The sequence below is a fragment of the Streptomyces sp. GB4-14 genome (assembly GCF_022696125.1).
In the GTDB taxonomy this organism is placed as follows: domain Bacteria; phylum Actinomycetota; class Actinomycetes; order Streptomycetales; family Streptomycetaceae; genus Streptomyces; species Streptomyces werraensis.
This window is the reverse complement of sequence record NZ_RZHO01000002.1, coordinates 899,835-925,709: the sequence shown is the minus strand read 5'-3', so window position 1 is coordinate 925,709 and position 25,875 is coordinate 899,835. Positions and strand designations below refer to the sequence as shown.

The following is a 25,875-nucleotide window of genomic DNA, read 5'->3' as shown; positions in this document are numbered from 1 at the left end:
CGCCTCTGACGCAGAGTGAGCGCGGAGTGCCCAGGGTCAGTGGCCGGTGCGGGCGCGGCCTCAGGCGGCCGGACCTCCCGGGTTCGCCAGCGCCTCCGACAGTTCACGCGCGATCTCCTGCAGCACCGGCACGATCCGCTCCGTCGCCGGCTCCGTGACGCGGCCCGCCGGGCCCGAGATGGAGATGGCCGCCGCCGTGGGCGCGTCGGGCACCGGGACCGCCAGGCAGCGGACGCCGATCTCCTGCTCGTTGTCGTCGACGGCGTACCCCTGCCGGCGCACCTCCTCCAGTGCGGCGAGGAAGCCCTCGGGGGTGGTGATGGTCTTCTCCGTGGCAGCCGGCATACCGGTGCGGCCCAGCAGCGCCCGCACCTCCTCCGGCGGGAACCCGGCCAGCAGCGCCTTGCCGACGCCCGTGGAGTGCGGCAGCACACGCCGGCCGACCTCGGTGAACATCCGCATCGAGTGCTTCGACGGCACCTGTGCCACGTACACGATCTCGTCCCCGTCCAGCAGGGCCATGTTCGCCGTCTCGCCGGTCTCCTCCACCAGTCGCGCCAGATACGGCCGTGCCCAGGTGCCCAGCAGCCGGGACGCCGACTCGCCGAGGCGGATCAGGCGCGGGCCGAGCGCGTACCGCCGGTTGGGCTGCTGGCGTACGTAGCCGCAGGTGACCAGCGTGCGCATCAGCCGGTGGATCGTCGGCAGCGGCAGGCCGCTGCCGGCGGACAGCTCGCTCAGGCCGACCTCGCCGCCCGCGTCCGCCATCCGCTCCAGCAGGTCGAAGGCGCGCTCGAGGGACTGCACGCCGCCACTGGCGGCGGGCCGGGCGGAGTCGGTGGTGCTGGCGCTGGACGTCGGCACGGCGCGTTCCTTTCGGGGCTGGCAGGAGGTCAGAAGCCTACCCGGCGGCCGGCCGGCGGCCCGCTTGTACGGAGCTACGTTCTGTGTGACGGAATGGTAATTCCGCTTTGTGGAAACGTCCAGAGGTGGCGCTCGCGCTCCCGTCGCACCAGGAGCACCCTTGACGCGGTGGTGTCCGAGGGCAACACTCCTTCAACAGAACGTTGAATTTTCCGGCGGACCTGCAGGAGGCTCCGGGTGCCCGACGTCCAACTGGTGCTGCGCTCGACCCGTGTCATCACCCCCGAGGGAATGCGCGCCGCGTCCGTCGCCGTCACCGGCCCCACCGTCACCGCCGTCCTCCCGTACGACGCGCCCGTCCCCGACGGCGCCCGTCTGGAGGACTTCGGCGACGACGTCCTGCTGCCCGGCCTGGTCGACACCCACGTGCACGTCAACGACCCCGGCCGCACCGAGTGGGAGGGCTTCTGGACCGCCACCCGCGCGGCCGCCGCCGGCGGCATCACCACGCTGATCGACATGCCGCTCAACTCCCTCCCGCCGACCACGACGGTCGACCACCTGCGCGTCAAGCGGAAGACCGCCGCCGACAAGGCGCACATCGACGTCGGCTTCTGGGGCGGCGCCCTCCCCGACAACGTGGCCGACCTGCGCCCGCTGCACGAGGCGGGGGTCTTCGGCTTCAAGGCGTTCCTGTCGCCGTCCGGCGTCGAGGAGTTCCCCCATCTCGACGACGAGCGCCTCGCGAGCGCACTGCGCGAGATCGCCTCTTTCGACGGCCTGCTGATCGTGCACGCCGAGGACCCGCGCCGGCTCGCCGAAGCCCCGCAGCGCGGCGGACCCCGCTACGCCGACTTCCTCGCCTCCCGTCCCCGCCGCGCCGAGGACACCGCCATCGCGCGACTCCTCGAACAGGCCCGGCGGTTCGACGCCCGCGTGCACGTCCTCCACCTCTCCTCGGCCGACGCGCTGCCCCTCCTCGCCGAGGCCAAGGCGGACGGCGTCCGCGTCACCGTCGAGACCTGCCCCCACTACCTGACCCTCACCGCGGAGGAAGTCCCGGACGGGGCCAGCGAGTTCAAGTGCTGCCCGCCCATCCGCGAGGCCGCCAACCAGGACCTGCTGTGGCAGGCCCTGGCGGACGGCACGATCGACTGCGTCGTCACCGACCACTCCCCGTCCACCGCCGACCTCAAGACGGACGACTTCGCGACCGCCTGGGGCGGCATCTCCGGCCTCCAGCTCAGCCTCCCGGCCGTCTGGACCGAGGCCCGCGGACGCGGCCACACCCTGGAGGACGTGGTCCGCTGGACGGCGACGCGCACGGCCCGGCTGGCCGGCCTCGAGGCACGCAAGGGCGCCATCGCGCCCGGCCTCGACGCCGACTTCGCCGTCCTCGCCCCCGAAGAGACCTTCACCGTCGACCCGGCCGCCCTCCAGCACCGCAACCGGGTGACCGCCTACGCCGGACGCACCCTGCACGGCGTCGTCAGGTCCACCTGGCTGCGCGGCCAACGGATCCTGGCCGAGGGAGAGTTCACCGAACCGAGGGGCCTGCTCCTCACCCGGCCGCACTGACCCGACATCCGAAAGGCAGGACCACATCACCGTGACGGCGATCGAGACCTTCACCGGCGACGCCCACCCCTACGGCGGCGGCGACCCGTACGCGGACTACCGCACCGCCGACTTCCCCTTCACCCACCTCGCCGACCTCGCCGACCGCCGGCTCGGCGCCGGTGTCATCGCCGCCAACGACGAGTTCTTCGCCCAGCGCGAGAACCTCCTGCTGCCCGGCCGCCCCGTCTTCGACCCCGAACGCTTCGGCCACAAGGGCAAGATCATGGACGGCTGGGAGACCCGGCGCCGGCGCGGCGTCTCCGCCGGCCACCCCTGGCCGGACGACGACGACCACGACTGGGCGCTGATCCGCCTCGGCACCCCCGGCGTCGTCCGGGGCATCGTCGTCGACACCGCCCACTTCCGCGGCAACTACCCGCAGGCGGTCTCGGTCGAGGGCACCGCCGTGGACGGCTCCCCGTCGCCCGGGGAACTGCTCTGCGACGACGTGAAGTGGACGACGCTGGTGCCGCGCACCCGGATCGGCGGCCACGCGGCCAACGGCTTCGCCGTCACCGCCGAACAGCGCTTCACCCACCTGCGCCTGAACCAGCACCCCGACGGCGGCATCGCCCGCCTGCGCGTGTACGGCGAGGTCGTCCCGGACCTGGCGTGGCTCACCGCGCTCGGCACCTTCGACGTCGTCGCCCTGGAGAACGGCGGCCGGGTCGAGGACGCCTCCGACCTCTTCTACTCGCCGGCCGCCAACACCATCCGGCCCGGGCGCTCCCGGAAGATGGACGACGGCTGGGAGACCCGGCGCCGCCGCGACCACGGCCACGACTGGATCACGTACCGCCTGGTCGCCCAGTCGCAGATCCGCGCCCTGGAGATCGACACCGCCTGCCTCAAGGGCAACGCGGCCGGCTGGGCGTCGGTGTCCGTGCGGGACGGCGAGGACGGCGACTGGCGGGAGATCCTGCCCCGCACCCGCCTCCAGCCCGACACCAACCACCGCTTCGTCCTCCCGGACCCGGCGGTGGGCACCCACGCGCGCGTGGACATCCACCCCGACGGCGGCATCTCCCGCCTGCGCCTCTTCGGCTCCCTGACGGACCGGGGAACGGCGGCGCTGGAGGCGCGGAGGCAGCGGCTCGGGGGCTGAACCCGTGCGGGTGCCCGCCTTCCGGGGCGGGCACCCCGCGGTGCGGCTAGGCCGCGTGACCGCCGTCCACCGCCACCTCCGCGCCCGTCACGTACGCGGCGCCGGCGAGGTGGACGATCGTCTCCGCCACCTCCTCCGCCGTACCGAACCGGCCCAGCGCGGTGGCCGCCGCCTGGCCGGCCGCGTAGGGGCCGTCGGCCGGGTTCATCTCCGTGTCGGTGGGCCCCGGGTGGACGATGTTCGCTGTGATCCCGCGCTCGCCCAGCTCCCGCGCCAACGCCTTGGTCAGCCCCACCAATGCCGCCTTGCTCATCGCGTAGAGGGTCCCGCCGGGGCCCGTCACCCGCTGCGTCAGACACGAGCCGACGGTGACGATCCGGCCCCCGCGCCCCATCACCGCGGCCGCCGCGCGAGAGGTGAGGAAGACACCGCGCACGTTCACCGCGAGCACCCGGTCGACGTCGGCGGGGGAGAGGGACTCCAGCGGGCCGAGCACGCCGACGCCCGCGTTGTTCACCAGCACGTCCAGCCGCCCCAGTTCCCGCACGGCGGCGGTCACCGCCGAGGCCGCCTCCTCCGGGTCGCCGGCGTCCGCGCGCAGGGCCACCGCGCGGCGCCCCAGCGCCTCGACGGCCCGTACGACTCCCTCCGCCGCCTCCTTGCCGTTCACGTACGTCACCGCGACGTCCGCGCCCTCCTGGGCGAGCCGCAGCGCCGTCGCGGCGCCGATGCCGCGGCTGCCGCCGGTCACCAACGCCGTCCGGCCGAGCAGGGTCCTGTCCCTCATCCGTGTGGTCATACGTCCATCTCAGCGGCCGCCACGGCAGGGCGCTGGCGGCGATCGGACCTCGACCTGCCGCGCCGTCACCCGGCGCGGCGCGCGTCCCCGTGCCACGTCACGGGATACTCATCGGACCACACCGAAACATCCATGTACTTGACATTGACATGCCAGTGTCTACGCGCGTCATCATGGGGTATGCGATTCCCCCCACGAGCGGCCCGGTCCGGGGCCGCAGCAGCCCTTCTGTCCGTCCTTCTGCTGGGCGGCGGCGGAACGCTCTCCGCCCCGGCGGCCCACGCCGCCCCCGCCCTCCCCGCGTCCGCCGCGCCGTCCGTCCTGGCGGTCGGTGACATCTGCTACGGCGACCTGCCGTCCGAGGCGCACGACACCCTCGACCTGATCGAACAGGGCGGCCCGTTCCCGTTCGAGCAGGACGGCACGGTCTTCCAGAACAGGGAGGGCATCCTCCCCGGCCAGGACAGCGGCTACTACCACGAGTACACGGTCATCACGCCCGGTTCCCCCACCCGTGGCGCCCGCCGGATCGTGACCGGCGAGGAGTACCAGGAGGACTACTACACCGCCGACCACTACGCCTCGTTCGACCTGGTCGACCACACCTGCTGACCGGCCGGCGGTTCAGGCGCCGGGCTTCCGGGTCTCCGCGACGGCGAACAGCGCGACGCCCAGCACCAGCAGGGCGACGCTCGCGTAGATCTCGTAGCCGTCGAGGAACCCGGCCCGCCGCACCAGGCCCCAGTGCCAGTCGGTGAACTCCGTCACCAGACCGGCCACGCCCTGCAGCGCGGCCACGAACCCCAGTATCTCCAGCAGCTTTCTCATGCCCCCGACTCTCGCCCCGCGGACCCCCCACCCACAACGGCCGCGGGGCGAGGCCCCTCCGACCGAGGTGGACGGCCGTCCGCGCCCGGGACGCCGAAAGTCTGAGGTCGTGCGACTTTCGTCGACGATTCCGCCGGCGAGGGGCCACAGCGGGCCCCCACCGCATAGATTCATCGGCTGTGACCGATGACCAGGCGGCCAGGACCGCCCCGGTGTACACGGGGCCCAGGTGGTTCTTCCCGTCCGCCCTCATCCACGAGCTCGACCCCGACGCGAGCCGCTCCGGCCGCCGTCCCCGGCGTACCGCGCGCGACTGGGTCGTCGACTTCTCCTGCTTCCTGCTCGCCGCCCTGATCGGACTGGTCGGCGCCGACACGCTGCAGAACTCCGACCTCCCGCGGGCGCTGAGCATCGCCGACCAGACACTCGGCGCGCTGTCCTGCGCCGCGGTCTGGCTGCGCCGCCGGTGGCCGTTCGGCCTGGCCGCCGCCATGGTGCCGGTCAGCTTCGTCTCCGAGACGTCCGGCGGGGTCGCGGTCATCGCCCTGTTCACGCTCGCCGTGCACCGGCCCTTCCGGTACGTGGCCTGGGTGGCCTGCTCCCAGCTGGTGCTGGTGCCGCTGTACTTCTGGTGGCGCCCGGACCCCGACCTGCCGTACGCCGTCGTCGTCGTCCTCTTCGTCGTGCTGACGGTCGCCGTCGTCGGCTGGGGGATGTTCGTCCGGTCCAAACGGCAGCTCATGCTCAGCCTGCGGGACCGGGCCCGGCACGCCGAGACGGAGGCGCGGCTGAGGGCCGAACAGGCGCAGCGGCTCGCCCGCGAGGCCATCGCGCGCGAGATGCACGACGTGCTCGCGCACCGGCTGACGCTGCTCAGCGTGCACGCGGGCGCGCTGGAGTTCCGGCCCGACGCCCCGCCCGACGAGACAGCACGGGCGGCGGGCGTGATCCGGGAGAGCGCCCACGAGGCCCTCCAGGACCTGCGGGAGATCATCGGGGTGCTGCGGGCCGGCGACAGCGAGGACGCGGGCCGCCCGCAGCCGACGCTCGCGGCGCTGGACACCCTTGTCGCCGAGTCCCGCCAGGCGGGTATGAAGGTCACCCTGGAGCAGCGGGTCACCGACGCCGCCTCCGTCCCCGCCTCCGTCGGCCGCACCGCCTACCGCATCGCCCAGGAGGGCCTGACCAACGCCCGCAAACACGCCCCCGGCACGGAGGTCACGGTCTCCGTCACCGGCGGCCCGGGCGAGGATCTCACGGTCACGGTCCACAACCCCGCCCCGGAAGGCGAGGTCCCTCCTGTCCCAGGCGCGGGCCAGGGCCTGATCGGCCTGACGGAACGCGCGACGCTGACGGGCGGCTCCTTCGAACACGGGCCCACACCGGACGGCGGCTTCGCCGTGAGGGCGCGGCTGCCGTGGCGGTGAACCTCGCGTGGACCGCGGGCAATCGTGCCGCCCGGGGCGGCACAGGTGGGCGGGGCGGCACCTCACAGGCGCCGAGTTGCGCAGACACCCCCGCCCCGCACCAGTCCCGGTGCATGATTTCGTACCGCCCATGACCGCGATCAAAGTCCTCCTCGTGGACGACGACCCCCTCGTCCGAGCCGGCCTCTCGCTCATGCTCGGGGGCGCCGACGACATCGAGATCGTCGGAGAGGCCGCCGACGGCTCCGAGGTCACCGCACTCGTCGACCGCACCCACCCGGACGTCGTCCTCATGGACATCCGCATGCCCTCCGTCGACGGCCTCGCCGCCACCGAGGCGCTGCGCGGCCGAGACGACGCCCCGCAGGTCGTCGTGCTCACCACCTTCCACGCGGACGACCAGGTCCTGCGCGCACTCCGCGCGGGCGCGGCCGGCTTCGTGCTGAAGGACACCCCGCCCGCCGAGATCGTCGCCGCGGTACGGCGCGTCGCGGCCGGCGACCCGGTGCTGTCGCCCGCGGTCACCCGGCAGCTGATGGCGCACGCCGCCGGCGATCCGGGCCCGGGCGACACCCGCCGCTCCCGCGCCCGCGACCGCGTCGCCTCCCTCAACGACCGCGAACGAGAGGTCGCCGTGGCCGTCGGCCGGGGCCTCGCCAACGCGGAGATCGCCGCAGAGCTGTACATGAGCGTGGCCACCGTCAAGACGCACGTCTCACGCATCCTGGCCAAGCTCGACCTCAACAACCGTGTCCAGATCGCGCTGCTCGCCCATGACGCGGGCCTGCTGGAGGAGACAGACCACCCGTGACGTCCACCGGCCGTTCAGAGGAGCCCCGCACCATGACCCCGCCGCCCGAACTCGACCTCGCCGCCGCGCGGAAGCTGCTGGACGCCCAGCCCTTCAGCAGACTCCTCGGCGCCCGTGTCACCGCCTTCGGCGACGGCGGGGCCACCCTGGAGATCGACATCAGGGACGACCTGCACCAGCAGAACGGCTTCCTGCACGGAGGCGTCCTCGCCTACGCCGCCGACAACGCGCTCACCTTCGCCGCCGGCGCGGTCCTCGGCCCGTCCGTGCTGACCGGCGGCTTCTCCGTGCAGTACCTGCGTCCGGCCACCGGCCGCACCCTCCGCGCCCGCGCCACCGTGGTCCACGCGGGCAGACGCCAGGCGGTCACCCGCTGCGACCTCCTCACGGTGACAGAGGAGGACGAGGAGACGCTGTGCGCGGTGGCGCAGGGGACGGTCCTGCCGGTGACGGCCCGCACGTCATGAGGGCATGACGGGGGACGGCCCGCACGTCATGAGGGCATGAAGAAGGGGGTGTCGCCCGACACCCCCAGGTCTCACGTCAGCGCCTCCTGCGCGCTGCCCAGCAGTTCCGCGGGCCGCACCGGCCTGTGCTCCCGCCGCGATCTCTCGCACGCCTCCGCGATCAGCAGCGCCCGCAGGGCCTCACGGCCGTCGCACGGGTTGGGCCGCTCACCCCGCACCACCTCGACGAAAGCGACCAGTTCGGCCTCGTACGCGGGTCCGAACCGCTCCAGGAAGCCGGTCCACGGCTTGTCCGCCGCGGGCGGCCCCGTCGGCTCGGTGGACGCGATGGGCGTACGGTCGTCGAGGCCGACCACGATCTGGTCACGCTCCCCGGCGAGTTCCATGCGCACGTCGTAGCCGGCGCCGTTCATCCGGGTCCCGGTGACCGTGGCGAGGGTGCCGTCGTCGAGGGTGAGCAGCACCGCGCCCGTGTCGACGTCGCCCGCCTCGCGGAACATCGGGGGCCCCGCGTCCGACCCGGTGGCGTACACGTCGACGACCTCCCGGCCGGTCACCCAGCGCAGGACGTCGAAGTCGTGGATGAGGGTGTCCCGGTACAGCCCGCCCGACTGCGCCAGGCGGGAGGGGTCCGGCGGCTCCGCCTCGCTGGTCGTCGCGCGTACCGTGTGCAGCCGCCCCAGCCTGCCCGTCCGTACCGCCTCGCGGGCGCCCGTGTAGCCCCGGTCGAACCGCCGCTGGAAGCCCATCTGGAGCACCGTCCCGGCGGTCTCCACCTCCGTGATCGCCTGTAACGTGCCCGCGATGTCCAGGGCGATGGGCTTCTCGCAGAAGACCGGCAGACCGGCGCGCGCCGCCCGCGCGATCAGGTCCGCGTGGGCGGAGGTGGCCGTCGTGATCACCACGGCGTCGACCCCCCAGGTGTAGATCTCGTCCACACCCGGCGCCGCCGTCTCGCCGAGCCGGTGGGCGAGGGCCTGCGCCCGCGCCGGATCGACGTCCGTGAGAATGAGGGATCCGACCTCGCGGTGCCTGCTGAGTGTGTGGGCGTGAATGGTGCCGATACGGCCCGTACCGATGACCCCGATGCGCATGGAAACAAAGTGGGGCCCGCACCGCTCCCTGTCAATGCGTATGTCCGGACAACCGAACTACACGACTTCCCGTCAACAGCCCACGCCGATACGCTCGCTCCGTGCCGAAACCAGAAGTGGACCCGACCGTGCAGCTGGAGCTGAGCGTGGACCGCGGCTCCCCCGTGCCGTTGTACTTCCAGCTGGCCCAGCAGCTGGAGTCCGCCATCGAGCACGGCACCCTCACCCCCGGCACCCTGCTGGGCAACGAGATCGAGCTGGCCGCGCGCCTCGGCCTGTCCCGGCCGACCGTCCGCCAGGCCATCCAGTCGCTCGTCGACAAGGGCCTGCTGGTGCGCCGCCGCGGCGTCGGCACCCAGGTCGTGCACAGCAAGGTCAGGCGCCCGCTGGAGCTGAGCAGCCTCTACGACGACCTGGAGTCCGCAGGCCAGCGCCCCACCACCACCGTGCTGGTCAACACCATGGTCGCCGCGTCCGCCGAGGTCGCCGCCGCGCTCGGGGTGACCGAGGGGAGCGAGGTGCACCGCATCGAGCGGCTGCGCTCCGCGCACGGCGAGCCCATCGCGTACCTGTGCAACTACCTCCCGCCCGGCCTGCTCGACCTGGACACCGGCCAGCTCGAGGCCACCGGCCTGTACCGGCTGATGCGGGCCGCCGGCATCACCCTGCACAGCGCCCGGCAGACCATCGGCGCGCGGGCCGCCACCGCCGTCGAGGCCGAGCGGCTGCGCGAACGGACCGACGCCCCGCTGCTCACCATGCAGCGCGTCACCTTCGACGACACCGGCCGAGCGGTGGAGTACGGCACGCACACCTACCGGCCCTCGCGGTACTCCTTCGAGTTCCAGCTGCTCGTACGGAACTGAGCCGGGCCCCGGGCGGCCCCGGTCGTCGCATTGTCCGGACAATGTGACGCGATCCACAGGCGTACGGTGGGAGCGCGCCGACCGGTGCGGACGCGAACGGCGGAGGGCCCGCCTCCGCCCCGCCTCCACCCGCTTCCGGTGCCGGATCCGAGGAACCCCGCCACCTGCCCGGTACCGCGATCGGGGCACCTGTGCGGCACAATCGCACCCGATGAGCACCTACCGCGACTTCACCGCCCCCATCGGCTCCCGGCGCGCGACCGTCCTGAGAACGGTCGGTACGCGGGAGCGCCGCTCCCACCTGTCGGCGCCCCGGGTGCCGACCGTGGGCATCGACATCGGCGGCACCAAAGTGATGGCGGGCGTCGTGGACGCCGACGGCAACATCCTGGAGAAGCTCCGCACCGAGACCCCCGACAAGTCCAAGAGCCCGAAGGTCGTCGAGGACACCATCGTGGAGCTCGTCCTGGACCTGTCCGACCGGCACGACGTGCACGCCGTCGGCATCGGCGCGGCCGGCTGGGTCGACGCCGACCGCAACCGGGTGCTCTTCGCCCCCCACCTGTCCTGGCGCAACGAACCCCTGCGCGACCGCCTCGCGGGACGCCTCGCCGTCCCGGTCCTCGTCGACAACGACGCGAACTCCGCCGCCTGGGCCGAGTGGCGCTTCGGCGCCGGACGCGGCGAGGACAACCTCGTCATGATCACCCTCGGCACCGGCATCGGCGGCGCCATCCTCGAGGACGGAAAGGTCAAGCGCGGCAAGTACGGCGTCGCCGGCGAGTTCGGCCACATGCAGGTCGTCCCCGGCGGACACCGCTGCCCCTGCGGCAACCGCGGCTGCTGGGAGCAGTACAGCTCCGGCAACGCCCTGGTCCGCGAGGCGCGCGAGCTGGCCGCCGCCGACTCCCCGGTCGCCTACGGGATCATCGAGCACGTCAAGGGCAACATCGGCGACATCAGCGGCCCGATGATCACCGAGCTGGCCCGCGAGGGCGACGCCATGTGCATCGAGCTGCTCCAGGACATCGGCCAGTGGCTCGGCGTCGGCATCGCCAACCTGGCCGCCGCCCTCGACCCCTCGTGCTTCGTCATCGGCGGCGGCGTCTCCGCGGCCGACGACCTGCTCATCGGCCCCGCCCGGGACGCCTTCAAGCGGCACCTCACGGGGCGCGGCTACCGCCCCGAGGCCCGCGTCGTGCGCGCCCAGCTCGGCCCCGAGGCCGGCATGGTCGGCGCCGCCGACCTGGCCCGCCTGGTCGCCCGCCGCTTCCGCCGCGCCAAGCGCCGCCGGGTCGAGCGGTACGAGCGCTACGAGAAGTTCGCGGAGGCCCGCCGTTCCCCCTCGGAGTCGCTGTGACGGGCGGGCTTCCTGCGTCGGCGCACGACCCCGGCCGCCCCGACGGGCAGGGCGGGGCGCACCCCGGTGAGGACCGGCGGCACATGATCCGCCGCCGCGCCCTCACCCTGCTGATCATCGTCCTGCTCATCGGCATCCCGGCCGGCTACCTGGTGATCTCCGCGAACCAGAGCCGGGCCAGCGGCAAGGACAAGGAGGCGAAGTACTCGGCGACCGGCCTCACCGAGGGCTGGCCGTCCAAGCTCCAGCGACGCATCTACCAGGTGCCGGTGCCGCACCCGGCCTGGTGGGTCGCCTCGTACGAGACGAACAACTGGAAGACCAGCCGCCTCTACGTCGAGTTCGAGACCAGCGACGCGGGTCTGACCGCGTTCCTCACCAGCATGGGCATGTCGGAGAAGGACCTGAAGAAGGACCGCCTCCCCATCAGTGAGCGCGACCGCGACGTCACCGGCTGGACCTTCGACGGCCCCGGCACCTGGTCAGGCCTGGTGCACAGGCAGAAGAACCCCGCGCCCACGCACGACGTCGTCGTCAACCACGACAAACCCGGCTACCCGCGCGTGTACGTCGTGTCCCGCACGGTGCCCTGACCCTCCCGCGGGACCTGGCCGCCGGAGCCGATTGTCGGACCCCGCCCGTAGAGTCGAAGACGACTGGTCCGACGGACGGGCGGGGAGGTGACAAGACGTATGGGCGAGGCGACGACGGTGGCCGAGGGCGCCGTGACGGCCGACGGGCTCGTCGCGTCGTCGCTGCCGGCCGTGTTCCTGCCCGCACCCCTCCCGCGCGACGGACGGATCGCCTTCTACGACCCGCAGGGCGCGGACGTGCCCGCCGGGAGCGGGGACGCGGACGTGCCCCCGCAAGCCGGGGGCGCCCGGCGCACGGACCTCACCGTCGTACGACCGCACGGCGCGAGTGTGCGCCGGCGCACCGTCCCCGCGCTGTCCCTGCCCGTGGACGAGGCCCTGCCCCTGCTGGTCCGCGCCCGGCACGATCCGGCGGCCCACCCGGCCACCGCCTGCTGGGGCGCCGCCGCCCTGCACGCCCTGCGCCTCACCGCCCGGGGCCGCCTGCTGCCCGGCCTCACCGCCGAGGGGTACGACGCCTGGCGCGCCGGCCCCCTCGAACCGGACGACGTGACCCACCTGCGCGCGGTGGCCGCCGCCCTCCCGTACGAGGGCCACGCGGTGCCGCTGCCCGGCCCCGGCCCCCTGCGCCTGCCGCGACCGGAGGCGCTGGTCCGCGCGTTCCTCGACGCGGTCGCCGACACCCTGCCCCGCACGCCCGCCGCGCCCTACGCATCCGGACCGCCGTTCGCCGCGCGGCGGCCCCAGCGGCTGCCCGATGCCCGGGACTGGGCCGCGGAGGTCGCCGCCGGCATGGACGCGGGCGTACGGATCTCGCTCCGCCTGGACCTGTCCGCGCACGACCTCTTCGACGCCGACGGGACCGCGGGCGGCAGCGGCGCGCGCGGCGCGGGAGCGGCGATCGTGCAGGTGCACAGCCTGTCCGACCCGACGCTGGTGGCCGACGCGGCGGCCCTCTGGTCCGGTGAGGCGGACCACGGCTTCGGGCCCCGCGCGCGCGTCGACGCCGCCCTCGCGGTGCGCCGCGCGGCCCGCGTCTGGCCCCCGCTGGACCGGCTCTCCGACCAGGACGTGCCGGACGTCCTCGCCCTGTCCGAGGACGAGCTGAGCGATCTGCTCGGCGTGGCGGCCACCCGGCTCGCGGCGGCAGGGGTCGCCGTGCACTGGCCGCGTGACCTCGCCCAGGACCTCACGGCCACGGCCGTCGTCCGCTCCGCGCCCGGCTCCGCGACCGACGGCACCGGCTTCTTCGAGAGCGAGGACCTGCTGCGGTTCGGCTGGCAGATCGCCCTCGGCGGCGACCCGCTGACCGAGGCCGAGATGGACGCCCTGGCCGAGGCGCACCGCCCGGTCGTCCGGCTCCGCGACCAGTGGGTGCTGGTCGACCCCGCCCTGGTCCGCAAGGCCCGCAAACGGGACCTGGGCCTGCTCGACCCCGTCGACGCGCTGTCCGTCGCCCTCACCGGGGAGGCGGAGATCGACGGCGAGACGGTGGAAGCGGTGCCCGCCGGGACGCTGGCCGCCCTCCGCGACCGCCTGACCGCGGGCGTGCTCCCCGCCGAACCCCCGCCCGGCCTCGACGCCACCCTCCGCGACTACCAGCTCCGCGGCCTGGCCTGGCTCGACCTCATGACCTCCCTCGGACTGGGCGGCTGCCTCGCCGACGACATGGGCCTAGGCAAGACCGTCACCCTCATCGCCCTGCACCTGAAGCGCGCCCGCACCGAGCCCACCCTCGTGGTGTGCCCGGCGTCCCTGCTCGGCAACTGGCAGCGGGAGATCACCCGGTTCGCGCCCGGCGTGCCCGTACGCCGCTTCCACGGACCCGACCGCACCCTGGAGGGGCTGGACGGCGGCTTCGTCCTCACCACCTACGGCACCATGCGCTCCGCCGCCCCCACCCTGGCGGAACAGCGGTGGGGCATGGTCGTCGCCGACGAGGCGCAGCACGTCAAGAACCCGCACTCGGCGACCGCCAAGGCCCTGCGCACCATCCCGGCACCCGCCCGGGTGGCCCTCACCGGCACGCCCGTGGAGAACAACCTCTCCGAGCTGTGGGCCCTCCTCGACTGGACCACCCCCGGCCTTCTCGGCCCGCTCAAGTCCTTCCGCGCCCGGCACGCGCGCGCGGTGGAGACCGGGGAGGACGAGCAGGCGGCCGAGCGGCTGGCCCGTCTGGTCCGCCCCTTCCTGCTGCGGCGCAAGAAGTCCGACCCGGGCATCGTCCCCGAGCTGCCGCCCAAGACGGAGACGGACCACCCGGTGCCGCTCACCCGCGAACAGGCCGCGCTGTACGAGGCGGTGGTGCGCGAGTCGATGATCGCCATCGAGACGGCGCAGGGGATGGGGCGCCGCGGGCTGGTGCTGAAGCTGCTGACCTCGCTCAAGCAGATCTGCGACCACCCGGCGCTGTACCTCAAGGAGGAGCACGCCCCGGCCGGCGACCGCCTCGCCGCCCGCTCCGGCAAACTCGCCCTGCTCGACGAGCTGCTGGACACGGTGCTCGCGGAGGACGGCTCCGCCCTCGTCTTCACCCAGTACGTCGGCATGGCCCGCCTGATCACCCGCCATCTCGCCGAGCGCGCCGTCCCGGTCGACCTGCTGCACGGCGGGACGCCGGTGCCCGAGCGGGAGCGGATGGTGGACCGCTTCCAGAGCGGGGCGGTCCCGGTGCTCGTGCTGTCCCTGAAGGCGGCGGGGACAGGGCTGAACCTGACGCGCGCGGGACATGTCGTCCACTTCGACCGCTGGTGGAATCCGGCGGTGGAGGAGCAGGCCACCGACCGCGCCTACCGCATCGGCCAGACCCAGCCCGTCCAGGTCCACCGGCTCGTCACCGAGGGCACGGTGGAGGACCGCATCGCCGAGATGCTGCAGTCCAAGCGGGCCCTCGCCGACGCGATCCTCGGCTCCGGCGAGTCCGCCCTGACGGAACTCTCCGACCGCGAGCTGTCCGACCTGGTGTCCCTGCGGAGGACGACATGACACCGCGGCCGTCGGAGGAGGCGAGGGAGGCGCTGCGCGCGGCGCGTGAGCGGGGCGCCGCGCCCGGGGACGCGGGCTCTTCCCAGCCGAGGGGGGAGACGGCCCCTTCGGCCGCGGAGGCCGCGCAGCCCGGCTCGGAGCCCCCGGCCGAGGAGGCGCGCGAGGCGCTGCGCGGCGCGGTGGCTTCGGGAGAGGGGCTCGCTCCGGCTTCCTGTGTGTCCGGTGCGGTGCGGGAGGTGTTGCGGCGTGCGGGGGCTTCGGGGGAGGGGGCCGTGCAGGCCGATCCGTCGGTCCCGGACGGCCGGGAGGCTCGTGCGTCGGACGCGGCGCGGGAGGCGTTGCGGCGTGCGGGGGCTTCGGGGGAGGGGGCCGTGCAGGCCGATCCGTCGGTCCCGGACGGCCGGGAGGCTCGTGCGTCGGACGCGGCGCGGGAGGCGTTGCGGCGTGCGGGGGCTTCGGGGGAGGGGGCCGCGCGGGCCGGTGCGGCGTCTCCGGCTGTTCGGGGCCCCCGGCCGTCCGATGCGGCGCGCGAGGCATTGCACCGCGCTCGGCGGGCGCGACGTGGAGCGTCGGCCGGGGATGCGCGGGCGACCTCTGAGCCGGCCGCCGGTGACGTGGCGCCGCGGGAGAGGAAGGTGTCCTCCCAGGACACCGAGCGTCAGGCCCCGTCCTCGGCCGCCGGTGGAGAAGCGCCCGGCGGGACGCGTCCGCGCGCGGAGGAGGGTTCCGCCGACCCGTCCGGCGCGTCCCGCGCCGGGGGCGCTCCTCGCGACGAAGAGGATGCGGCTGCCCCCGCCGGGGCCGGGCCCCGTTCCGCCGACGCCGAGGACGGGCACGAGGTGTCCGGCTCGACAGCCGGCACGGACTCGCCCCAGGGTTCCCGCCCCGGCGACATCGCCCGGGAGGCGTTGCGCGCCGCCCGTGAGGAACGGGCCCGAGCCCTCGCCCGCGAGCAGGTGGAAGCGGCGAAGCGTCCCCGTCGTGATCCCGCGCCGCGCATCCCCCGCACCACACGAGGTGACCGCGCCGCCGACCGCCACGCGCGCGAGATCCGGGAGACCCTCGCCGACGCGTTCCGCATGCCCGACATGGCGGAGGACCCGACACCCGGCGTGGAGGCGTCTCACGTCACCGAGGACGTCCCGAGGCGCGGCCCCGCCGCTGAGCCGCCGGGCACCCTCGCCTCCGACGAGCCGGCTCCCACCCGGGATGCGACGCGGGTCCCCGCCAGCGGCCGGGAACCGGCTGGCGACCCGGTCGAGGGGCCGGCCCCTGCCCCCGGCGGGGAATCCGCTTCCGCCCCGGACCAGGAGCGGGCCTCCGCCTTCGACCGAGCGGTCGATTCCGGCCCCGGCCGGGGACCCGCACCCGGCACCGATGCCGGACCGGCCGGTGCCACGGGTGAGGGACCGGCTGCCGCACCCGGCCGAGGACCGGCCTCCGCCTCCGGCCGCCGGGCACCGGACCCCGGCCACCCGCGGGGACCGGCCGCCGCCCGCGACCTCCAGGAGCCGCCCGCCCGCCCCGCGCCCGTCGCCCAGCGAGACGTGACCGGCGCCCAGGCGGCGCACCACGCCACCCCCCGTTCCATGGCCGCCCCGACGCGCGACGGCGACCACCGCCGTACCTTCCCGCCGTTCCCGCCCCGCCCCTCCGGTGACGGCGAACCGTTCGCCGCGACCTGGTGGGGGAGGGCGTGGGTCACCGCGTTGGAGGACGGCGCGCTGGACCCCGCCCGCCTCGCCCGGGGACGCGGCTACGCCGAGCAGGGGCACGTGGACGCCATCACCGTCACGCCGGGACTGGTCCTGGCGTACGTGCAGGGCAGCCGCCCCCGCCCCTACCGCGTACAGGTACGCCTGCGGACGTTCGACGACGCCGACTGGGACCGCTTCCTGGACGCCGCGGCCGACCGCCCAGGTCACATCGCGGCCCTGCTGGACAAGGAGATGCCGCAGTCCCTCGCCGACTGCGGCGTCCCTCTCCTCCCCGGCCCGGGCGACCTCGCCCCCCGCTGCAGCTGCCCCGACTCGGGTCACCCGTGCAAGCACGCGGCCGCCCTCTGCTACCAGACCGCCCGCCTGCTGGACGCCGACCCGTTCGTGCTGCTCCTGCTGCGCGGGCGCGGCGAGCGCGAGGTGATCGACGCGCTGTCCCGTCTCAGCGCGACCCGCGCCGCACGGGCGGCCCAGGGACGGGAGCCGGAGCCGCTGCCGGGCCTGCGCGCCACCGACGCCGTGTCCCGCCGAGGTCCCGAACTCCCGCCGCTGCCCGCGCCGTTGCCCCCTCCGTCGCACCCGGAGCAGCCGCCCGTCTACCCGGCGTCCCCGGGCGGGCCGGACCCCTTCGCGCTGGACCAGCTCGCCACCGACGCGGCGGCCCGCGCGCACGCCCTGCTCACCACGGGCCGTGACCCGGTCGGCCCGCTCTCCCTGTGGCACGACGCGGTGCGTCTGGCCGCAGCCCGCCCCGGCTCGGGGCTGACCGCCGGCACCCGCGCGCTGTACGCGTCACTGGCGCGCGCGGCCGGCCGCACGCCCGGCGACCTGGCGCGCGCGGTCGCCGCGTGGCGGCAGGGCGGCCCGACCGGACTGGCCGTACTGGAGGAGCCGTGGGACCCGCCGGCCGGCCGCTTCGACCGCGCCCGCCCGCTGTTGCTCGCGGCGGACCTCCCCGCCTTCCGGCCGTGGCGCAACCGCCTCACCCACCCCCGGGGCCACGTCCAGCTCCGGCTGGGCCGCGACCACCTCTGGTACGCGTACGAGTCGGAGCCGGGCCAGGACGACTGGTGGCCGCGCGGCACCCCTGACCCCGACCCGGTCGGCGCCCTCACCGGCCTGGACACCCTCGGCGACGCCTGACAGCACGCACCTCGCCCCGAACACGCTCGCCGGCCCCGCCTCCGAAGGCGCGGGCCGTTTCGACCCCACGGCACACGACCGACGCGGCCCACCCATGAGGCGCCCACGCCCGCCCTATTCCTCCCCGCCCCCGGGCACCGACGGCACCGGTACGTCCACCTGCCGCAGTTCCGCGAGGAGTTCGGTCTGGCCGGCCAGCAGTTCCGTGAGGATCCGCCGGGCCGCGCGGAGCAGTTCGGCGACGTCGCCGCCGGCGAGGGCGTACGTCACGGTGGAGCCCTCCCGTACGGAGACGACGATGCCGGACCGGCGCAGTACCGCCAGCTGCTGGGAAAGGCTGGACGGTTCGATGTCGATGTCGGCGAGCAGGTCCCGCACCGGCACCGGCCCGTGCTGCAACAGCTCCAGCACCCGGATGCGCACCGGGTGCCCCAGCATCCGGAAGAACTCTGCCTTGGCCTGGTAGAGGGGGACTTGCATGGGTGCGCGCTCCCTGCCGCGTCGGGAATGGTCTCCGCTGTGCGGCGGCGCCCTGAGCGGGCGCCGCCGCACGATGTGCCGTCCTTCGCCGCCGATCCTTCTGGCTGGGCGTGACACGCGCCCACGGCTTGGGACCATGTTCATGTGGAGACTTGAAGAAGTCTTCACATCGTGGGCGCGCGTCGGCCGTGACCCGGGGCGGCTCACACTTCCAGCTGTTCCTCGACCCGCTTGAGCTGGTGGCGGGCCATCGCCAGGTTCGAACGGGACTTGTCCAGCACGAGGTACAGGAACAGGCCGTTGCCGCTGCGGCCGGTGACCAGCCGGATCAGGTGGTACTGGGACTCCAGGGTGATGAGGATGTCCTCGATCTGCCCGGTGAGGCCCAGCAGTTCCATCGTGCGCACCTTGGCGCGGATCACGTCGGTGTTGCCGGCGGCCGCGACGGTCAGGTCCAGGTCCTTCCCTCCGCCCAGGGTGCCCAGCGCCATGCCGCTCGAGTAGTCGACGACGGCCGCACCCAGGGCCCCCTCGACGTTGGTCATCATGTCCTTCAGCGACACTTCCACAGTTGCCACGGGCGTCTGCCTCTCAGTCGTTACGTGGTCGCGGCGGCCTCGAGGGGCAGCACTTCCGCCCTGGCCGCGCTCGAACGGTAGGCGCACAGAACGTGTCGAAGCGTGGGGATTTCCGTGGATGATCTGTGGTGATCGCATGCTTGCGCCGGGGAACGCCTGTTTGGTCGAAGTCAGTTCGAAAAGGCATCGAACGAACGGACAACGACAGACTCGATCAGATGACTCAGCGGGCCTGGCGGGCGTCCACCGGCTCCGCCGTCACGACGAGGTTGGCGGTGTAACCGCCGCGTTCCGGCTCGAACGGCGGCGCGCAGGTGATGAGCGTGAGCACCGGCGGCCCGGAGCGGCGGAAGGCGGACGGCGGCAGCTCGTCCTTCGGGACGGTGGCGCGCGCGGTGACGCGGTAGGCGACGGGCTCGGCCCCCGCCCGCCGCACCTCCACGGTGTCCCCGGCCCGTACGTCCCTGAGCGCGGCGAACTCGCCCAGGTCGCCCGTCTCGCCGTCGAGGTGCCCCACCAGCACCGCCGACCCCTCCGAACTGCCGGGAGCGGGCCCGTACCGGTACCAGCCGGCCACGGCCGGGTCGTCCGGGACGGTCATGTCCCCCCGCGGGGTCACGCCGACGCCCTCGACCCGGGCGTCGAGCCCGACACCGGGCACGAGGACACGCGCGGGCGCGGCCTGCCGGACGACCGTCCGGCCGGCCATGGACGGCGGCGACGCGGCGCCGGACGGCTTGACGGCAGCGCCGGCGGACGCCGACGGTGCGGCGCCGAAGCCGACGGGCGGGGCGGCCTGTTGCCGCCCCTGCACCGACCCCAGCACGCCGAGGACCACCGCCGCGACGGCCGCCAGGACGGCGACCGCCACGGCCGGTCCCCCGCGCCGCCGCGAGGTGTCACCCACGCCTGCCCGCCGAGCGACGGGCGGCCAGCACGCCGGCCACGGCGACCGCGCCGCCGGCGACGGCCCAACCCGGCGTCCAGTTCGTGGAGTTGGCGGACACGGCGGTGCCGTCGCCGCCCGCGTGGACGGCCTTCGGCATGGAGTCCATGCCGCTGAACTTCTGCGTGGCCAGGGCGAGGTTCTTGTCCTCGGCGCTGCCCCAGGCGTAGACGACGGTGCCGGCGCCCTCCGCCACGTTCACGTCGGCCGGTCCGACGGCCACGGTGTCGGTGCCGGCGAGGACCACGTCGGCGTCGACGGTGCCCGCGTCGACCACGGCGGTGTCCTCGTCCGGATTCGTCAGACCGGTGAAGACGGGCTCGCCGCCCGCGCGCACGTCCACGGCGGGCGCGGCCGCGATGTGGCGTACGGTCAGCCGGCCCTTGCCCGCGTCGACCTTGGAGACGTCGTCGGCGAACGCGGTCAGCCGGGGCGTGCCGTCGGCGCCGAGATGGGCGGCGATCGTCGCGGTGTCGCCCTCGCCGACCTCGACCTTCTTCTCCAGGGCGGGCTCTCCGCCGGGGCCCTGGCCCGCCTCGAAGATCTGGATGTCGTAGGTGCCGGCCTGGAGGGACTGCGGCTCGGTCACCGTGCCGGGCTCGAAGCCGGAGAGGAGTTCGTCGCCGTTGGCGTACACGTCGACCGTCATGCCGGGGATGCCGTGCACGACGGAGACCATCGCCGTGTCCTGCTCGGCCGAGGGGGCGGCCATGGCGGGTGCGGCGACGCCGAGCGCGAGGGCGCAGGCACCGGTGGAGGCGGCGACGGCGACGGGGAAACGGGAGCGCATGGGGACCATCCCTTTCGAAGGAGTGCCGCTCACTGCGGGACTGGGCCCAGCGTCGATCCGGTAAATCGACGCAGACAACATGCGTCGTTTGTGCGTCGTAAGACGTACGGTGGGGGCATGAGCGAGAGCACGGAAGACGCCGGATCCGGTGGGGGACTGACCACCGGCGAGGTGGCGCGCCGCCTGGGCGTCGCCCCGACCACGGTCCGCACCTGGGACCACCGCTACGGCCTCGGCCCCGACCGTCACACCGGCGGCCGGCACCGCCGCTGGACCCCGGCGGACGTGGCCCGCCTGGAGCGGATGTGCGCGCTCACGGCGACGGGCATCCCGCCGGCCGAGGCGGCACGGCTGGCCCGGGAGACGCCGGCGCCGGCACCGGATGCCGGCCCGGAGCCGTCCGCCCGACCGCGCCCCGCACCCACACCCGTGCCTCCCTCCCGCGCGGGCAGCGGCCTGCGCCTGGACGACGCACGCCAGGAGTGCAAGGGCATCGCCCGCGCCGCCCTCCGCCTCGACGCGGCCGCACTCGACCGGCTGCTGCTCGACGCGATACGGGAACACGGCCTGGTCGCCGCCTGGACGGAGGTGATCGTGCCGACGCTGCAGGCCGTGGGGCGCAAGTGGGAGTCGTCGGGGGAGCGGTACGTCGAGGTGGAGCACTTCCTCTCCTGGCACGTCTCGGGCGCCCTCCGCCGCGCCGCACCGGACACGGTCCCCGACCGCCCGGGCGCGACGACCGTCCTGGCCTGCGTGCCGGGGGAGAACCACACGCTCGCCCTCGAGGTGCTGAACGCCGCACTGGCCGAACGCGGCATCCCTGTACGGATGTTCGGCGGCGCGCTCCCGGTCGAGTCCCTGATCGCGGCGGTCCGCAGAACCGGCCCGGCGGCGGTCGCCCTGTGGGCCCAGTCCCGCACGACGGCGAGCCGCCCCCTGGCCCAGCACGTGGCGGCGATGGAATGGGGCGTACGAGGCGCCCGCCGCAGCCCTCTGGTCCTCACCCTCGGCCCCGGCTGGTCGGGCCGCCCCGTCCCGGGCACGGCCCGTCCCCATGGCCTGGCGGACACGGTGCAGGCGCTGGAGGGCCTGGCGGCCCGCTGAGAACCGTGCGGGTCACCCCGTCGCCGACGGGCTCCGCCACCGCGTGCGCGGAGGCTGCTGGCGAGGACGTGGACGCTGCCCAGGAGGGGCTGCCCGGAGCGGGGACGATCCGCCCCCACAGTGGTCGCAGGCCCGGGACGGGGACGGCGTCAGTCGGTGGACAGCGCCTGCAGCAGATCACCGACCTGGGGGTCGGGCAGGGAGCGGGCGACATCGGCCTGGGCGACCATGCCGACCAGGTCGTGCCCGTCGATCACCGGCAGGCGGCGCACCTTGTGCGCGGACATGGTGCGCAGGATCTCCTGCACGTCGTCGTCCGCACCGATGGTGACGGCCTCGCCCTGGGCCAGTTCCCCGGCCGGACAGGTGGCCGGGTCCTTGCCGGCGCCCAAGACCTTCACCACGATGTCCCGGTCGGTCAGGACACCCTTCAGCTTGTTGTCGGTGCCGCAGATCGGCAGGGCGCCGACCCCGAGGTCCTTCATCTTGCGTGCCGCGTCCAGCACCGTCTCCTCGGCGCCGACGCATTCGGCTCCGCCGGTCATGATGTCTCGCGCCTTGGTCATGGACTTCCCTTCTTCGGTGTGCCGCCTCCGGCACGCGGGCCGAGGGGCGGCGACTGGTCGGATGCGACATGGGTTCCCGAGCACTACGGCTGGTAACGGCTCCTGCCCCTCCTTTCTCGTCACCGGGTTCCCGTGTGTCTCCCCCCTGCTTCGGGCACCCGGCCGGCAACGGACCGAAGGAGGAAAAGTGCAGCTGTCTTTCCTGCAACCGCTCTTCGACCGCCCGGGACCGTGGGCCACCGTGTACTTCGACCCTCTGCAGAACGACGAGTCGGGTGCCAAGCGGCGTGAGCTGTCCGTGCGCGAAGCGTGCCGGACGCTCGAGGAGGAGGGTGCCGACGCAGCCACCACGGAAGCGGTGCGTGACGCTCTTCTGAGGATCGGGCCCGCGGAGGACCCGGCGGGCCGTGTGGTCTTCGCGGCCGGGGGCGAGGTGGTGCTCACCCACCGGCTCTCCCGGCCCCCGCGGCGGCAGATCAGCTGCTGGGCCCCGCTGCCCCGGCTGACGCCGCTGCTGGAACTGGCGGGTCAGGACCCCGTCTGCCTCGTGGCGTACATCGACCGGACGGGCGCCGACCTCGAACTGCGCGGGGCGGCCGGTCCGCGGTCCGCGGGCCAGGTCGAGGGGCAGCAGCACCCCGTGCACCGCACGACTTCGTCCGACTGGTCCGAGCGGCACTTCCAGCTCAAGGTCGAGAACACCTGGGAGCACAACGCCGGTGAGATCGCCGAAGCGCTGAACGCGGCCTTCGAAGAATCCGGTGCCGACCTGGTCGTCCTGGTCGGTGACCCCCGCGAGCGGCCGGCCGTGCACGAGAAGCTGCCCGAAGCGGTCCGCCGGGTCACGACGGAGACCGAACACGGCGGTCGCGCCGCCGGCTCCGCCTCCCCCGCGCTGGAGGAGGCCATCGAGCAGGCCCGGCGGCGGTACACGCGTCACCGCGTCGAGGAGGCGCTCGACCGCTTCCGCGCCGGCCGCGTGGGCACCGACCGGCCCACGGAAGCGGTGGAGGGCATCCCGGCACTGGTGGAAGCGGCCCGGGAACACCGCATCGACACGCTGCTCGTCCGGCCCGACGGACCGGAACTGGACCGCGAGACATGGGTGGGCGCCCGGCCCGACCAGGTAGCGGCACGCCGGAGCGACGCCCGGACCCTGGGGGAGAGCGATCCGACGCCGGTACGGGCGGACGACGCACTGCTGCGCGCAGCCGCCGTCATCGCCGCCGACGTGCTGGTCGTCCCCCCGGCGGACGAGGACGGCGCGGACGCCACGGACATTCCGACAGGCGGCCTGGGCGCCCTTCTGCGCTGGACCTACGAGACGACTCCGGCATAGGGCGTGCCCGCCCGCCCCGGCGGGCTGCCGGTCACCGGGGTGGGCGGGGGAGTCCCGGATCAGTAGCCGTAGATCATCTTGTAGGCGACCTCGGGGAGGAACTGGCCGGCCGTGGAGCCGGTTCCGACACCGCAGTTGCCGTCGGACTCGCCCGGAGTCTTGATCCACAGGAGCATCTCGGGGCCTCCGCCCTTCTGGGTGGGCGTACCGATGCGGCGGCCGGAGGGGTTGCACCACTGGCCGTTGGTGCCGTTGCCGTTGCGGCTGGTGTCCACGACGAACGGCTTGGTGTAGCCGTAGCGGGCGGCCAGTTCGTTGTTGACGGCGTTGCCGTAGGCGGTGTTCTCGGCGGTGGTGATGTAGTTGGAGACGTTGAGCGAGAAGCCGTGGGCCTGTCGGAGGCCGGCTTCGTGGAGGCGCCGGGCCATGGTCGCCGCGTCGGCCCAGCGCGGGTTGCCGGCGTCCATGTAGACCCAGGTGTTGGGGGCCTGGCGGTTGAACTCGGCGAGGGCACCGGTGAGCATGGCCTCGCGTTCGTCGATCTGGGCCTGGGTCATGCAGCCGTAGTCTCCGAGGGAGTCCGGTTCGAGGATGACGACGGCCGGGCGGCCGGCGATCCCGCCGGCGAACTGGGCGATCCAGTTGGCGTAGGCGGACGGCGAGGCGGCTCCGCCGGCGGAGTGGCCTCCGCAGTAGTCGCGGTTGTAGATGTTGTAGGCGACCAGCACGGGCAGCTTGTCCCGCTGGTCCGCCGCCCCGACGTACGCACCTGTGGCGGTGCCGATGGTTCCGCTCCAGGAGCCGAACCAGCGGGCCATCGGGGTGTTGGCGATGGAGGCGTTGATCGCGGCGGCCCGGCCGTCGCCGGGGTTGGCGGCCACCCACCTCTTCGCGCTGGAGTCGGGGTCCACGTAGAACCCGCTGGTCATGGTGGTGGGGTCGGCCGCGTGGGCGGAGGGTGCGGCGGCGAACGCCAGCGGCAGAGCACAGAGTGCTGCGATCAGGCTGCGGAGTCTGCGGCTCAAGACAGTACCTCGATTTCAGAGGAGTTGCGCTTTGGGAGCGCTCCCACTGGAAGCGGTCCCAATCGTGTGGGCGAGCTGATGGGCTGTCAATAGCTGGTGCAGCATTGGACTTACGGCGCGGGAAGCAAGGTCCGGAGGGGTCACTCGACTGGAAGCGGTCCCATCTCGTGCCTCCCGTAAGCGCCCCCGGCCTGTGAAAGACTCACGAGCCATGGCAGAAGCAGCGCCGCGTCGGCATCCGACGCTCGACGAGGTGGCCGAACGCGCCGGCGTTTCCCGCTCCGTGGCCTCCCGCGCCCTCAACAACGCCCCGCACGTCAGCCGTGCCAAGCGCGAGGCTGTCGAACGGGCCGTGCGGCAACTCGGCTACGTACCCAATCCGACCGCCCGCGCGCTCGCCACCCGTCAGACGGGAGCGGCCGCCCTGGTCGTCTCGGGAGAGGATCCGTCGATCTTCGCCGATCCCTTTTTCGCCCGGGTGATCGTGGGGGCGTCGGCCGCCCTGGACGAGGCCGACCTGCATCTGATGCTGTGCCTGGCCGCTTCCGACCGGGGCCGCAAGCGGGTCGAGGAGCTCATGCGGGCCAGGGGCGCGGACGGTGTGATGCTGATGGCGCTGCGCGAGGACGATCCGCTGACCCGGATGGCCGACGAGGCGCAGATGCCCGTCGTGTTCGGCGGGCGCCCGGTCGGCTCGGCTCCCCGGTGGTACGTGGACGTGGACAACGTCGGCGGAGCGCGCGAGGCGACCGAGCATCTGGTCTCACTCGGCCGCAGGCGCGTGGCGGTGATCTGCGGGCGTCTGGACACCGAGGCCGGGCGCGCCCGGTACCGCGGCTACCGGGACGCCATGCTGGGCGCCGGTCTCGATCCGTACCCGCCGCTGGAGGGGGACTTCACGGAGCGCAGCGGAGCCGCCGCCATGGCCGCGCTGCTGGCCGGACACCCCGACGTGGACGGAGTGTTCGCCGCCAACGACAACATGGCGGCGGGAGCGCTGCGCACCCTGCGGGAGGCCGGCCGGCGGGTCCCCGCCGACGTCGCCGTGGTCGGCTTCGACGACCTGACGGCCGCCCAGATCGCCGATCCGCCGCTCACCACCGTCCATCAGCCCGTGGAGGCCCTCGGACGGGAGATGGCGCGCATGCTCGTCGCGCTCGTCAACGGGCAGGACCCCACCCCGCTGGTCCTCCCCACCCGCCTGGCCGTCCGGGCCAGCGCCTGACTCCTCACTGCCCGCAGGGGCGGACCCAGGTCCGAACGAGTCGCCTTGGACGGGCGCGGGACCTCCAGGGAGCCGGTCGGGGGACCGAGCCGTTCCAGCGGGCTCACGGTTCTCCTGGCCGGGCGGCGGCCGGGCGGTGCGG

At 74.1% G+C, this 25,875-nt stretch carries 24 protein-coding genes; 14 read left to right on the top strand and 10 right to left on the bottom strand.

Going from position 1 to position 25,875, the window contains the following annotated elements:
- Window positions 1-60: 60 nt before the first annotated feature.
- On the bottom strand, window positions 61-864 hold the full coding sequence (locus ELQ39_RS05450; RefSeq protein ID WP_190001443.1) for an IclR family transcriptional regulator: 804 nt from the start codon (window positions 862-864) through the stop codon (window positions 61-63).
- Window positions 865-1,101: 237 nt separating this feature from the next.
- Here ELQ39_RS05450 and allB point away from each other — a divergent pair, with 237 nt between their 5' ends.
- Together allB and alc are read left to right on the top strand one after the other, a co-directional pair.
- Entirely contained in the window at window positions 1,102-2,442 is a 1,341-nt protein-coding gene (gene allB / locus ELQ39_RS05445; protein ID WP_242591194.1) for an allantoinase AllB, read from the top strand.
- A 31-nt stretch (window positions 2,443-2,473) separates the two neighbouring features.
- Window positions 2,474-3,589, top strand: coding sequence for an allantoicase (gene alc / locus ELQ39_RS05440; protein WP_242591193.1), 1,116 nt, complete (start codon window positions 2,474-2,476; stop codon window positions 3,587-3,589).
- 46 nt (window positions 3,590-3,635) lie between these two features.
- On the opposite strand, the gene ELQ39_RS05435 is transcribed toward alc, so the two are convergent.
- On the bottom strand, window positions 3,636-4,388 hold the full coding sequence (locus ELQ39_RS05435) for an SDR family NAD(P)-dependent oxidoreductase (RefSeq protein ID WP_242591192.1): 753 nt from the start codon (window positions 4,386-4,388) through the stop codon (window positions 3,636-3,638).
- 180 nt (window positions 4,389-4,568) lie between these two features.
- Here ELQ39_RS05435 and ELQ39_RS05430 point away from each other — a divergent pair, with 180 nt between their 5' ends.
- Complete coding sequence (locus tag ELQ39_RS05430) at window positions 4,569-5,000, top strand: ribonuclease domain-containing protein (RefSeq protein WP_242591191.1); 432 nt, start codon at window positions 4,569-4,571, stop codon at window positions 4,998-5,000.
- A 12-nt stretch (window positions 5,001-5,012) separates the two neighbouring features.
- Here the strand turns inward: ELQ39_RS05430 and ELQ39_RS05425 are convergent, their stop codons facing one another.
- Window positions 5,013-5,216 (bottom strand): hypothetical protein, encoded by a 204-nt coding sequence (locus tag ELQ39_RS05425; RefSeq protein WP_242591190.1) that lies wholly within the window; start codon window positions 5,214-5,216, stop codon window positions 5,013-5,015.
- A 179-nt stretch (window positions 5,217-5,395) separates the two neighbouring features.
- Here ELQ39_RS05425 and ELQ39_RS05420 point away from each other — a divergent pair, with 179 nt between their 5' ends.
- The 3 genes from ELQ39_RS05420 to ELQ39_RS05410 all read left to right on the top strand — a co-directional run bounded on the left by ELQ39_RS05420 (window position 5,396) and on the right by ELQ39_RS05410 (window position 7,921).
- Complete coding sequence (locus ELQ39_RS05420) at window positions 5,396-6,643, top strand: histidine kinase (RefSeq protein WP_190001449.1); 1,248 nt, start codon at window positions 5,396-5,398, stop codon at window positions 6,641-6,643.
- Window positions 6,644-6,773: 130 nt separating this feature from the next.
- Window positions 6,774-7,454 (top strand): response regulator, encoded by a 681-nt coding sequence (locus ELQ39_RS05415; RefSeq protein WP_190001450.1) that lies wholly within the window; start codon window positions 6,774-6,776, stop codon window positions 7,452-7,454.
- Between the two features lie 32 nt (window positions 7,455-7,486).
- Window positions 7,487-7,921 (top strand): hotdog fold thioesterase, encoded by a 435-nt coding sequence (locus ELQ39_RS05410; protein WP_190001699.1) that lies wholly within the window; start codon window positions 7,487-7,489, stop codon window positions 7,919-7,921.
- Between the two features lie 71 nt (window positions 7,922-7,992).
- Here the strand turns inward: ELQ39_RS05410 and ELQ39_RS05405 are convergent, their stop codons facing one another.
- The gene (locus tag ELQ39_RS05405; protein WP_190001451.1) at window positions 7,993-9,015 is read right to left on the bottom strand and encodes a Gfo/Idh/MocA family protein; all 1,023 of its coding nucleotides are present in this window, start codon (window positions 9,013-9,015) and stop codon (window positions 7,993-7,995) included.
- A gap of 128 nt (window positions 9,016-9,143) precedes the next feature.
- On the opposite strand from ELQ39_RS05405, the gene ELQ39_RS05400 reads away from it, so the two are divergent.
- From ELQ39_RS05400 to ELQ39_RS05380, 5 genes are all read left to right on the top strand, one after another.
- The gene (locus tag ELQ39_RS05400) at window positions 9,144-9,881 is read left to right on the top strand and encodes a GntR family transcriptional regulator (protein WP_190001700.1); all 738 of its coding nucleotides are present in this window, start codon (window positions 9,144-9,146) and stop codon (window positions 9,879-9,881) included.
- 211 nt (window positions 9,882-10,092) lie between these two features.
- Window positions 10,093-11,241 (top strand): ROK family glucokinase, encoded by a 1,149-nt coding sequence (locus tag ELQ39_RS05395; protein WP_190001452.1) that lies wholly within the window; start codon window positions 10,093-10,095, stop codon window positions 11,239-11,241.
- Window positions 11,238-11,834, top strand: coding sequence for a sugar kinase (locus tag ELQ39_RS05390; protein WP_242591189.1), 597 nt, complete (start codon window positions 11,238-11,240; stop codon window positions 11,832-11,834). The genes ELQ39_RS05395 and ELQ39_RS05390 overlap by 4 nt, the downstream gene beginning before the upstream one ends.
- A 99-nt stretch (window positions 11,835-11,933) precedes the next feature.
- A complete protein-coding gene (locus tag ELQ39_RS05385; protein ID WP_242591188.1) occupies window positions 11,934-14,819 on the top strand; it encodes a DEAD/DEAH box helicase in 2,886 nt (961 codons plus the stop codon).
- A gap of 635 nt (window positions 14,820-15,454) precedes the next feature.
- On the top strand, window positions 15,455-17,680 hold the full coding sequence (locus ELQ39_RS05380; RefSeq protein ID WP_443334330.1) for an SWIM zinc finger family protein: 2,226 nt from the start codon (window positions 15,455-15,457) through the stop codon (window positions 17,678-17,680).
- A 114-nt stretch (window positions 17,681-17,794) separates the two neighbouring features.
- On the opposite strand, the gene ELQ39_RS05375 is transcribed toward ELQ39_RS05380, so the two are convergent.
- From ELQ39_RS05375 to ELQ39_RS05360, 4 genes are all read right to left on the bottom strand, one after another.
- Window positions 17,795-18,160, bottom strand: coding sequence for an ArsR/SmtB family transcription factor (locus ELQ39_RS05375; RefSeq protein WP_190001455.1), 366 nt, complete (start codon window positions 18,158-18,160; stop codon window positions 17,795-17,797).
- 203 nt (window positions 18,161-18,363) lie between these two features.
- Complete coding sequence (locus tag ELQ39_RS05370) at window positions 18,364-18,738, bottom strand: hypothetical protein (RefSeq protein WP_190001456.1); 375 nt, start codon at window positions 18,736-18,738, stop codon at window positions 18,364-18,366.
- Between the two features lie 223 nt (window positions 18,739-18,961).
- Entirely contained in the window at window positions 18,962-19,609 is a 648-nt protein-coding gene (locus tag ELQ39_RS05365) for a class F sortase (RefSeq protein WP_242591187.1), read from the bottom strand.
- A gap of 28 nt (window positions 19,610-19,637) precedes the next feature.
- Entirely contained in the window at window positions 19,638-20,474 is an 837-nt protein-coding gene (locus ELQ39_RS05360; protein WP_242591186.1) for a DUF4397 domain-containing protein, read from the bottom strand.
- A gap of 117 nt (window positions 20,475-20,591) precedes the next feature.
- On the opposite strand from ELQ39_RS05360, the gene ELQ39_RS05355 reads away from it, so the two are divergent.
- Window positions 20,592-21,578: a MerR family transcriptional regulator gene (locus ELQ39_RS05355; protein WP_242591185.1), complete on the top strand. Its 987-nt coding sequence runs from the start codon at window positions 20,592-20,594 to the stop codon at window positions 21,576-21,578.
- Window positions 21,579-21,727: 149 nt separating this feature from the next.
- Here ELQ39_RS05355 and ELQ39_RS05350 read toward each other — a convergent pair whose 3' ends face one another.
- Window positions 21,728-22,144 (bottom strand): CBS domain-containing protein, encoded by a 417-nt coding sequence (locus ELQ39_RS05350; protein WP_189232012.1) that lies wholly within the window; start codon window positions 22,142-22,144, stop codon window positions 21,728-21,730.
- Window positions 22,145-22,331: 187 nt separating this feature from the next.
- Here ELQ39_RS05350 and ELQ39_RS05345 point away from each other — a divergent pair, with 187 nt between their 5' ends.
- A complete protein-coding gene (locus ELQ39_RS05345) occupies window positions 22,332-23,483 on the top strand; it encodes a baeRF2 domain-containing protein (RefSeq protein ID WP_242591184.1) in 1,152 nt (383 codons plus the stop codon).
- A gap of 59 nt (window positions 23,484-23,542) precedes the next feature.
- On the opposite strand, the gene ELQ39_RS05340 is transcribed toward ELQ39_RS05345, so the two are convergent.
- Window positions 23,543-24,508: a glycoside hydrolase family 6 protein gene (locus tag ELQ39_RS05340; protein WP_242591183.1), complete on the bottom strand. Its 966-nt coding sequence runs from the start codon at window positions 24,506-24,508 to the stop codon at window positions 23,543-23,545.
- A 211-nt stretch (window positions 24,509-24,719) separates the two neighbouring features.
- On the opposite strand from ELQ39_RS05340, the gene ELQ39_RS05335 reads away from it, so the two are divergent.
- Entirely contained in the window at window positions 24,720-25,733 is a 1,014-nt protein-coding gene (locus ELQ39_RS05335; protein ID WP_242591182.1) for a LacI family DNA-binding transcriptional regulator, read from the top strand.
- Window positions 25,734-25,875 lie beyond the last annotated feature (142 nt).